9 protein-coding genes and 1 pseudogene are annotated in these 10,290 nt (G+C 73.5%); 2 read left to right on the top strand and 8 right to left on the bottom strand.

The features are described from left to right. From AB0N04_RS38170 to AB0N04_RS38150, 5 genes and pseudogenes are all read right to left on the bottom strand, one after another. Window positions 1–80, bottom strand: a pseudogene (locus tag AB0N04_RS38170) (PPOX class F420-dependent oxidoreductase); the annotation flags it as partial. A gap of 40 nt (window positions 81–120) precedes the next feature. Further along, window positions 121–600, bottom strand: coding sequence for a Holliday junction resolvase RuvX (gene ruvX, locus AB0N04_RS38165; RefSeq protein ID WP_360208926.1), 480 nt, complete (start codon window positions 598–600; stop codon window positions 121–123). Continuing rightward, window positions 600–3,269 carry an alanine--tRNA ligase gene (gene alaS / locus AB0N04_RS38160; protein WP_360208923.1) on the bottom strand — a complete coding sequence of 890 codons (2,670 nt, stop codon included), beginning with the start codon at window positions 3,267–3,269 and terminating at the stop codon, window positions 600–602. The genes ruvX and alaS overlap by 1 nt, the downstream gene beginning before the upstream one ends. Continuing rightward, a complete protein-coding gene (locus AB0N04_RS38155; protein WP_360208920.1) occupies window positions 3,269–3,691 on the bottom strand; it encodes a DUF6167 family protein in 423 nt (140 codons plus the stop codon). The genes alaS and AB0N04_RS38155 overlap by 1 nt, the downstream gene beginning before the upstream one ends. A 4-nt stretch (window positions 3,692–3,695) precedes the next feature. Further along, on the bottom strand, window positions 3,696–4,175 hold the full coding sequence (locus tag AB0N04_RS38150; protein ID WP_360208918.1) for a DUF948 domain-containing protein: 480 nt from the start codon (window positions 4,173–4,175) through the stop codon (window positions 3,696–3,698). A gap of 282 nt (window positions 4,176–4,457) precedes the next feature. On the opposite strand from AB0N04_RS38150, the gene AB0N04_RS38145 reads away from it, so the two are divergent. Beyond that, a complete protein-coding gene (locus AB0N04_RS38145) occupies window positions 4,458–6,647 on the top strand; it encodes a regulator (protein WP_363365738.1) in 2,190 nt (729 codons plus the stop codon). A 50-nt stretch (window positions 6,648–6,697) separates the two neighbouring features. Continuing rightward, window positions 6,698–7,024: a tetratricopeptide repeat protein gene (locus AB0N04_RS38140; protein WP_360208913.1), complete on the top strand. Its 327-nt coding sequence runs from the start codon at window positions 6,698–6,700 to the stop codon at window positions 7,022–7,024. A 133-nt stretch (window positions 7,025–7,157) separates the two neighbouring features. On the opposite strand, the gene rpsD is transcribed toward AB0N04_RS38140, so the two are convergent. The 3 genes from rpsD to ppk2 form a co-directional block, all read right to left on the bottom strand. Beyond that, a complete protein-coding gene (gene rpsD, locus AB0N04_RS38135; RefSeq protein WP_360208910.1) occupies window positions 7,158–7,772 on the bottom strand; it encodes a 30S ribosomal protein S4 in 615 nt (204 codons plus the stop codon). A gap of 344 nt (window positions 7,773–8,116) precedes the next feature. After that, the gene (locus AB0N04_RS38130; protein ID WP_360208908.1) at window positions 8,117–9,466 is read right to left on the bottom strand and encodes a replication-associated recombination protein A; all 1,350 of its coding nucleotides are present in this window, start codon (window positions 9,464–9,466) and stop codon (window positions 8,117–8,119) included. 93 nt (window positions 9,467–9,559) lie between these two features. Then, window positions 9,560–10,290: polyphosphate kinase 2 (gene ppk2 / locus AB0N04_RS38125; RefSeq protein ID WP_363365735.1), on the bottom strand; the 731-nt coding region annotated here is incomplete at its 5' end.

Below are 10,290 nucleotides of genomic sequence, written 5' to 3'. Positions count from 1 at the left end.
ACCGGGATGGTCAGCAGGACGCGGCGGTCGGCGACCATCACCGCGCGGTACTCCGCCCAGTCGGGGTGCTCGCCGGCGGCCCGCGCACGGACCCCTCACCGGGACGTTAGAACAGGCCGGTCAGCCCGCCGCCTCGACGCTCTCACCGGGCGGGCGTCCGCTCACCCGTTCGGACTCAAGGGCGGTCTGCAGGATCACCACCGCGGCGGCCTGGTCGACGACCGAGCGGCCCTTCTTCGCCTTGACGCCCGAGGCGCGCAACCCGTGGGTGGCGGTGACGGTCGACATCCGCTCGTCGACCAGCCGGACGGGCACCGGGTAGAGCCGGCTGGCCAGCCGCGCCGCGTACGCCCGGACCTTCTCCGCCGCCGGGCCCTCCTTGCCGCTCAGCGAGCGGGGCAGCCCGACGATCACCTCCATCGCGTCGTACTCCTCGACGATGGCGGCGATCCTGGCCTGCGACTTCACTCCGGCCGGGACGGTCTCCACGGGTGTGGCGAGCACCCCGTCGGGGTCGCAGGACGCGACCCCGATCCGGGCGTCACCGACGTCGACGGCGATCCGCCGCCCGCGCCGGAAGGGCCTCTCCTCGAACTCCATCAGGAGGCGCGCTCCGCGACCAGGGCGCGCACCGCGGCGACGGCCTCGCCGACGGCGGCCGGGTTCGAGCCGCCGCCCTGGGCGACGTCGTCCTTGCCGCCACCGCCGCCGCCGAGGGTCTTGGCGGCGACGCGGACCAGCTCGCCGGCCTTGATGCCGCGGCCGCGGGCGTCCTCGTTGGTGGCGATCACGGTCAGCGGCCGGTCGTTGGCGACGGTGAACGCGGCGACCACGGCCGGGCGCGCGCCGAGGCGGCCGCGCACGTCCAGGACGAGCTTGCGCAGCTCGTCGGCGCCGACGCCGTCGGCGACCTGAGCGGCGACCACGGCGATGCCGTGCACGTCCTCGGCCGAGTCGGCCAGGCCCGCCGCGGCGGCCAGCACCTTCTCGGCGCGGAAGCGCTCGATCTCCTTCTCGGCGTCCTTGAGCTTGGCGAGCATGCCGGAGATCTTCTCCGGCAGCTCCTCCGGGCGGCCCTTGACCAGCTCGGTGAGCTGGGCGACCACGGTGTGCTCACGGGCCAGGAACTTGTACGCGTCGACGCCGACCAGCGCCTCCACCCGGCGCACGCCGGAGCCGATCGAGGACTCGCCGAGCAGCTTCACCAGGCCCAGCTGGGCGGTGTTGCCGACGTGCGTGCCACCGCACAGCTCCTTGGAGAAGTCGCCGATGGTGACGACGCGGACCTCGTCGCCGTACTTCTCGCCGAACATCGCGATGGCGCCGGCCTTGCGGGCCTGGTCCATCGTCATGACCTCGGCGGTGACGTCGAGCTCGCGGCCCAGCACGTCGTTGATCTTCTGCTCGACGTCGACCAGCACGCTGCCGGGGACGGCGGCGGGCGAGCCGAAGTCGAAGCGGAAGCGGCCGGGGGCGTTCTCGGAGCCGGCCTGGGCGGCCGTCGGGCCGAGCGCGTCGCGCAGCGCCTGGTGGGTCAGGTGGGTGGCCGAGTGGGCGCGGGCGATCGCCCGGCGGCGCTCGACGTCGATCGTGGCGTACGCCGAGGCGCCGAGCACGACCTCGCCGAACAGCACGCCGCCGGAGTGCACCACGACGCCCGGGACGGGCTGCTGCACGTCGCGGATCTCCACCACCGCGCCGGACTCCAGCCGGATCCGGCCGTGGTCGGCGAGCTGGCCGCCGCCCTCGGCGTAGAAGGGGGTGCGGTCGAGGATGATCTCGACCTCGTCGCCCTCGGAGGCGGCCGGCGCCGGGACGCCGTCCACCAGCAGGCCGACCACGGTGGCCTCGCCCTCGGTGAGGGTGTAGCCGGTGAAGACGCTGGCGCCGGAGGTGTCGGCGACCTCGCGGTACGCGGCGACGTCGGCGTGGCCCATCTTCTTCGCCTTGGCGTCCGCCTTGGCGCGGTCCCGCTGCTCCTGCATCAGGCGCCGGAAGCCGGCCTCGTCGACCTGGAGGCCCTGCTCCTCGGCCATCTCCAGGGTGAGGTCGATCGGGAAGCCGTAGGTGTCGTGCAGCTTGAAGGCCTGGTCGCCGGAGAGGACGGCGCCGCCGGCCTGCCGGGTCTCGGTGACCGCGGCGTCCAGCAGGCTGGTGCCGGCCTTCAGGGTCTGCAGGAAGGCCGCCTCCTCACCGACGACGACCGTCTCGATGCGCTTGCGGTCGGCCTCCAGCTCCGGGTACTGCGGGGCCATCGCCTTGATCGCGGTGTCGATCAGGTCCTTGGCGACCGGGCCGGTGGCACCGAGCAGGCGCATGTTGCGGATGGCGCGGCGCAGGATGCGGCGCAGCACGTAGCCGCGGCCCTCGTTGCCGGGGGTGACGCCGTCGCCGACGAGCATCAGGCCGGTGCGGATGTGGTCGGTGACGACGCGCAGCGAGACGTCCGACTTGTGGTCGGCGCCGTAGGTGTGGCCGGTGAGCTCGGCGGCGCGGTCGAGGATCATCCGGCTGGTGTCGATCTCGAAGAGGTTGTCGACGTCCTGCAGGATGGCGGCGAGGCGCTCCAGGCCGAGGCCGGTGTCGATGTTCTTGCTCGGCAGGTCGCCGAGGATCTCGAAGCCGTCCTTGCCGTCGCCGTGGCCGCGCTCGTACTGCATGAAGACCAGGTTCCAGATCTCCAGGTAGCGCTCGCCGTTGACGGCCGGGCCGCCCTCCTCGCCGTACGCGGGGCCGCGGTCGTAGTTGATCTCCGAGCACGGGCCGCACGGGCCGGGGACGCCCATCGACCAGAAGTTGTCCTTCATGCCGAGGCGCTGGATCCGTTCGGCGGGCACGCCGATGACGTCACGCCAGATCTGCTCGGCCTCGTCGTCGTCCTTGTAGACGGTGATCCAGAGCTTCTCCTTCTCCAGGCCGTAGCCACCGTCCGCGACGGGGGTGGTGAGCAGGTCCCACGCGAACTTGATGGCTCCTTCCTTGAAGTAGTCGCCGAAGGAGAAGTTGCCGCACATCTGGAAGAAGGAGCCGTGCCGGGTGGTCTTCCCGACCTCCTCGATGTCCAGGGTGCGCACGCACTTCTGGACGCTGGTGGCGCGCGAGAACTGCGGCTTGACCTCGCCCAGGAAGTAGGGCTTGAACGGCACCATGCCGGCGTTGACGAGCAGCAGGGTGGGGTCGTCGGCGACCAGGGACGCCGACGGAACGACGGTGTGGCCGCGCTCCTCGAAGAAGCGCAGCCAGCGGCGGCGGATCTCAGCCGACTCCATTAGTGGTCCTTCCGGTTCGGGGTGCCGCCCCGCGGCGGCAGGGCGCGGCGGGGCGTTTCTTCCATGGCTTGGGGGGTCTTGCGGGCACTGCTGGACGGAGGCAGGGCGGCGGCCGGGCTGCCGGGCGCCGCCGAGATAGCTCGGTACTGCGGCTCGCCCCGGAGCGCTCGGCGGCGCCGGGGCTCGACGACGGCGGTGCCGCGGAGTCCGAGGTCGTCGCGCAGCTGCTCCTCGCGCTCGGCCATGCCGGCCCGCACGTCCTGGGCGAACTGCTTGGCCAGGTCGCCCAGGTGCAGCGCACCGCGGGCCGCGGTGCCCGAGAGGTTGTCCGGGGTGAGCCGCTGCACGGCCTCGTTGGCCTTGTTCATGGCCCAGACGGTGGCACCGGCACCGACCGCCATCCAGAAGACGCGTCGCACCATGCCGTCAGCCCCTCACCGCGCGCCGGACCCGCGAGAGCAGGCCGTTCCTGGGCGCCGTCGCGGCGCGCACCTCGGCCCGGACCAGCCGGGCCAGCTCCTCGCGCTCGCCGCCCTGCAGCGGCACGGACGGCTGGCCGCCCTGCTGCTTGGCGACGGCCTTGCGGACGCCGTAGCTGAAGGCCGCGACCTTCACCAGCGGCCCGCCGAGGGTGGCGGCGACGGTGGAGGAGAGGGCGTTGGCGTTGGCGGCGGCGTCCTGCACGTTGGCGGTGATCTCGTCGACCCGCTCCAGCTGCTCGTTGGCGCTGCGCACGGCGGCACCGGCCTCGGTCAGCAGCGGGACGGCCTGTTCGGTGACCGCGGAGACCAGGACGGCGGCCTCCTTCAGCACCCGCGAGAGGCGGACCAGCACCACGGCAAGCAGGGTGACCAGGACCGCCCAGAACACGGCGACGAGCAATCCGGCCAGCTCTCCCACGGACACCTTTGCGCGCTCCCTCGCCTTGCTGTTCTCCAGAACGGAACCCTATCGCGCCCGGGCCCGGTTTCCGGACCGGGTCGGCGCCCGCCGCCGCGGGGGACGCCGGCCCGCCGATCCGGTCGGGTGTGCGAACCCGCGCGTAACCCACCGGCCGGTCACCTCGTTCTGCCAGGCGGGCCGTCGCCCGTACGGCCCGACGCAGGCCCGGACCGCGAGGGTCCGGGCCGGGACCACGGGGAGCACCGCTTGGCCGGCGACTGGAGAGCACAACCCGGGGAGCCCGGGGTGTGGCCGCGCGAGCCGGAGCCCGGCCGGCTGCCGGCCGAGGTGACGGGCTTCGTCGGGCGGCGGCGGGAGCTGACGGAGCTGGCGAGGCTGCTGGCGGGCGCCCGGCTGGTGACCGTCACGGGCCCGGGCGGGGTGGGCAAGAGCCGGCTGGCGCTGCGGGCCGCGGCCCGGGCGGCCGGCGCCTTCCCGGACGGCACCTGGCTGGTGGAGGTGGCCCCGGTGCAGGACCCGCTGCTGCTCGGCCACGCCGTGCTGGAGGCGCTGCGGCTGACCGACGGCACCGCCCGCCCGCCGATGGACGTCCTCACCGAGCGGCTGGCCGGCCGGCGCCTGCTGCTGGTGCTGGACGGCTGCGAGCACCTGGTGGCGGCGTGCGCGGAGCTGACGGAGGCGCTGCTGCGGGGGCTGCCGGGCGTGCGGGTGCTGGCGACCAGCCGGGCTCCGCTGCGGGCCTGCGGCGAGCACCTGCACACGCTGGCCCCGCTGCCGGTGGGGCCGCTGCCGGTCGGCCGGGTGGGGTCGGACGCGCTGCCGGACGCGGTGCGGCTGTTCGCCGACCGGGCCCGGGCGGTGCTGCCGTCCTTCGAGGTGACGGCGGCCAACGCGGAGGCGGTGGGGCTGCTCTGCCGGCGGCTGGACGGCATCCCGCTGGCCGTGGAGCTGGCGGCCGGGCGGCTGCGGGCGCTGTCGGTGGAGCAGATCACCGCCCGGCTGGACGACCGGTTCCGGCTGCTCACCGGGGGCTCCCGGACGGCTCTGCCCCGGCATCAGACGCTGCGGACGACGATCGGCTGGAGTCACGAGCTCTGCACGGCGCAGGAACGTTTACTCTGGGCCCGCCTCTCGGTCTTCGCCGGCAGCTTCGACCTGGACGCCGCCGAGTACCTCTGCGCCGGGGACGGCCTGGACGCCGAGGACGTCCTCGACCTGCTGGACGAGCTGGTCGCCAAGTCCGTGGTCCTGCGCGAGGAGAGCAGCTTCGGCGTCCGCTTCCGGCTGCTGGACACCCTGCGCGACTACGGCTCGCACTGGCTGCGCGCCGCCGGCGAGGAGCAGCGGCTGCTGCGCCGCCACCGGGACTGGTACCTGGGGGTGGCCACCTGGGGCGAGGTCGAGTGGTTCGGCCCCCGGCAGGCCGAGACCGCCGAGCGCACCGAACTCGCCCACACCAACCTGCGCGCGGCGCTGGAGTTCTGCCTGGCCGAGCCCGGCGAGGAGCAGATCGCCCTGCTGCTGGCCGGCACGCTCTGGTTCTACTGGGTCGGCTGCGGCCACCTCGGCGAGGGCCGGCACTGGCTGGACCGCGCGCTCGCCCTGGACCGCGAACCCACCGAGGCCCGCGCCAAGGCCCTCTGGGTCACGGGCTACATGGCCACCCTGCAGGGCGACCTGGCGACCGCCCGCCCGGCCCTGGAGGAGTGCCGCCGCCAGGCCCTGGACACCGGCGACGACCGGGCGCTCGCCTACGCCGTCCACCGGCAGGGCTGCGCGGCCCTGATCGGCGACGAACCGGACCGCGCCGCCGAGCTGTTCGAGGAGGCGCTCTGGCACTACCGGACGATCGGCGAGCTGAACAGCAACGTCGTGATGGCCATGTTCGAGCTGGGCGTCGCCTACCTGTTCCAGGGGGACGTGGAGAGCGGCGAGCTGTGGTTCGGGCAGGCCCGCGAACTGTGCGAGGAGCACGGCGAGCAGTGGGCGTACGCCTACGTGCTGTACGCGATGGCGTACTCGCACTGGATGGACGGAGCCGTCCGCTCGGCCCGTGCGCTGGCCCGGGAGAGCGTCCGGCTGAACCACCTGTTCCACGACCTGCTGGGCATCGTGCTGGCGATCGACCTGCTGGCGCTGCTGGAGACCGAGCCCGGCGGCCCGGGGGAACCGGGGGACCTGCGCGAGGCCCGGGTGCTGCAGGGCGCGGCGCACCGGATCTGGCGCACGGTCGGCCTGCCGTTCCTGGGCTCGCGGTCCTTCTTCGGCCCGCACCAGGAGTGCGCGGAGCGCGCCAGGGCCGGGCTCACCGAGCAGGAGTACCAGGACTGCTACGAGGCCGGCGCCCGGCTCGACCTGGACGCGGCGGTCTCCCGGGCGCTGGGCGGCGGGGGCTCTGCGGACGGGCCTGAGCCCGGCCCCGGGCCCTGCTCGGTGCCACCCGCGCCGGCGCCCTCGCCGGTGCGGAATAGTTGAAACTTGTCCATTGCTGGAGGGGGCGAGGAACCACCCGGAAGGAGCCCACCGTGGCCGTGACCACCACCGCCGACGAGTACCGCCTCGCGACGTTCCACTTCGAGTCCAAGGCGTACACCGACGCCGCCCGCCTGCTGGAGGGCGTGCTGGCCGAGGAGCCGGGCAACCTCTCCGTCCGGCTGCTGCTGGCCCGCAGCTACTACCACTCCGCCCAGCTCGGCCGCGCCGAGGAGGAGCTGCGCCGGATCCTCGACGCCGACCCGGCCGAGGCCTACGCCCGGCTGATGCTCGGCCGCACCCTGGAGCGCCGCGGCCGCGCCGCGGAGGCCCGCCCGCACCTGCGGATGGCCGCCGCGATGACCGGCGAGGACCTCTGAGAGCCGCTGCCGACCCGGCCCCGGGGGCATCCCGGGGACACCGGGGACACACCCCGGAAAAGGGACGAGCCCCCGCCGCCTCGAAAGGCGACGGGGGCTCGCTGTGGTACCGCCGGAGCGGAACCGCCGCGGGTCAGCGCGAGTAGTACTCGACGACCAGCTGCTCGTCACAGATCACCGGGACCTCCTTGCGCTGCGGCGCACGGTCCAGGCGGAAGGCCAGGGCCTTCAGGTTGACCTCGAGGTACTTCGGGGTCTGGCCCTCGCCCGCGTAGCCACCCTCACGGGCGACCTGGAACGGGACCTTCTCCTTGCTGCGCTCGCGGACGGTCACCACGAAGCCCGGCTTCATCTGGTACGACGGCTTGTTGACCTTGCCGCCGTTGACCTCGATGTGGCCGTGGACGACCATCTGACGGGCCTGGTAGATGGTGCGGGCGATGCCCGAACGCAGGACCAGGGCGTCGAGGCGGGTCTCCAGCTCGGCGACGAGCGCCTCACCGGTCTTGCCCTCGGCCTTCTTCGCGCGGTCGAACGCGCGCGCCATCTGCTTCTCGCTCAGGTCGTACTGGGCGCGCAGACGCTGCTTCTCGAGCAGACGGACCTTGTAGTCCGAGTTCTGCTTGCGACCACGGCCGTGCTGGCCGGGCGGGTACGGGCGGGCCTCGAAGTACTTGACGGACTTCGGGGTCAGCGGCACGCCGAGCGCACGCGCGATCTTGACCTTGGGGCGCTTCTGGTTCGCCATGAACCAAACCTTCCTTGCTTACGAATACGGCTTCACCAGGTGTTGACGGAGGTCGCACGTCGCGACCCGGAGAAAACCACGCCGCCTGCGCGGACGCGATCAGCCGCTCTCCGGAGCCGGGCACGGAAGTGCTTGTCACACGGGCCGGCCGGGTGTCCGGCCGCCCGCGACACCGATAACGGTGCGCGACGCTCCTGGTGCGGACCTCCCGGAGGAGGCCTACGGCCACTGCCCCGCTGGTGCGGCCGGTCGGTGGGGTCTCCCCCGCCGCCGTCCCGGGACATGGCACTCCGATCGAGTATACCGGCAGCCCGGGAGGCCGATCACCCGCCCCCCGGCGGGGCTCACTCCCCCCGCAGCCGCCCCCGCGTCCACTCCACCACGTCCGCGTAGCGGGCCTCGCCGCCGCGGCGGGTCGGCCGGTAGTACTCCTTGCCGTGCACCGCGTCCGGCGCGTACTGCTGGGCCGCGATGCCCTCCGGCAGGTCGTGCGGGTACTGGTAGCCCCGCCCGTGGCCCAGCTTGCCCGCGCCCCCGTAGTGCGCGTCCCGCAGGTGCGGCGGGACGGCCCCCGCCAGGCCCTGCCGGACGTCCGCCAGCGCCGCGTCGATCGCCAGATAGGCGGCGTTGGACTTGGGCGCCAGCGCCAGCGCGATCGCCGCCTGGGAGAGGATGATCCGCGCCTCCGGGAAGCCGATCAGGGCCACCGCCTGGGCGGCCGCGACCGCCGTCTGCAGGGCCGTCGGATCCGCCAGGCCGACGTCCTCGCTGGCGGAGATCATCAGCCGGCGGGCGATGAAGCGCGGGTCCTCCCCCGCCTCGATCATCCGGGCCAGGTAGTGCAGCGTGGCGTCCACGTCACTGCCCCGGATCGACTTGATCAGCGCGCTCGCCACGTCGTAGTGCTGGTCGCCGTCCTTGTCGTAGCGCACCGCCGCCTGGTTCACGGCCGTCTCCGTGGTGGCCAGCGTGATGCTCGGCTCGCCCTTCTCCAGCGCCGCCCCGGCGGCCGCCTCCAGGGTGGTCAGCGCCCGCCGGGCGTCCCCGCCGGCCAGCCGGACCAGGTGGTCCTCGGCCTCCCCGGTGAGCTCCAGGGCGCCCTCCAGGCCGCGCTCGTCGGCCACCGCCCGGCGCAGCAGGGCGCGGACGTCCTCGTCGGTGAGCGACTCCAGGGTGAGCAGCAGCGAGCGCGACAGCAGCGGGGAGATCACCGAGAAGTAGGGGTTCTCGGTGGTCGCGGCGATCAGGGTGACCCAGCGGTTCTCCACGGCGGGCAGCAGCGAGTCCTGCTGCGCCTTGGAGAAGCGGTGGATCTCGTCCAGGAACAGCACCGTCTCCCGGCCGGACATGCCGACCGCCCGCCGGGCGCCGTCGATCACCGCGCGGACCTCCTTGACCCCGGCGGTGATCGCGGACAGCTCGACGAAGCGGCCCTCCACGGCCTGGCTGATCACGTGCGCCAGGGTGGTCTTGCCCGTCCCGGGCGGGCCCCAGAGGATCACCGAGCTGGTGGCGGCCGGCCCGCGCGAGCCCCCGACCAGCCGGCGCAGCGGCGAGCCGGGTTTCAGCAGCTGCCGCTGCCCGGCCACCTCGTCCAGCGTGCGCGGGCGCATCCGCACGGCCAGCGGGGCCCGCCCGGGCTCCCTGGCCTGGCGTTCCTCGGCGGCGGCGGTGAAGAGGTCCGGTTCGTCCACACCGGAAGCCTATGCGAGGGCCGTGACAGCCCCGGGGCGCCTGCGCGGACCGCGGCGGCGCGACCCGTCCGACGGGATCCGCGGGACCACGTCCTAGCCCAGCTTCGCCGCGTGGTCCGGAACGTACTTCTGCAGGTCGCGCGGGGGCCGCTGGTAGCCGCGCGGGGCCGGGCGGGGCGGCAGGTCGATCCTCGGCGCGGTGACCTCGTGGTACGGGACGGTGGAGAGCAGGTGGGCGATCATGTTGATCCTCGCCCGGCGCTTGTCGTCGCTCTCCACCACGTGCCACGGCGAGTCCGGGACGTCCGTGTGGCCGAACATCTCGTCCTTGGCCCGCGAGTAGTCCTCCCAGTGGGTGATCGACTCGACGTCCATCGGGGAGAGCTTCCAGCGCTTCATCGGGTCCCCCAGCCGGGCCCGGAAGCGCGCCTCCTGCTCGGTGTCGCTGACCGAGAACCAGTACTTGCGCAGCAGGATGCCCGCCTCGATGAGCATCCGCTCGAAGGTCGGGCACTGGTGCAGGAACTGCCAGTACTCCTCGTCGGTGCAGAAGCCCATCACCCGCTCCACGCCGGCCCGGTTGTACCAGCTGCGGTCGAACAGCACGATCTCGCCGGCGGCCGGCAACTGCTCGACGTAACGCTGGAAGTACCACTGCGTCCGCTGCCGCTCGGTCGGCGTCGGCAGTGCCGCGACCCGGGCGATGCGCGGGTTCAGATACTCCGTCACCCGCTTGATCGCGCCGCCCTTGCCCGCGGCGTCCCGGCCCTCGAAGACCACCACCAGCCGGGCCCCGGTGACCCGCACCCACTCCTGGAGCTTGA

The sequence above is a fragment of the Kitasatospora sp. NPDC051702 genome (assembly GCF_040681575.1).
GTDB lineage: Bacteria > Actinomycetota > Actinomycetes > Streptomycetales > Streptomycetaceae > Kitasatospora.
The sequence above is the reverse complement of the archived record's forward strand: the minus strand, read 5'-3'. Positions and strand labels throughout refer to the sequence as shown.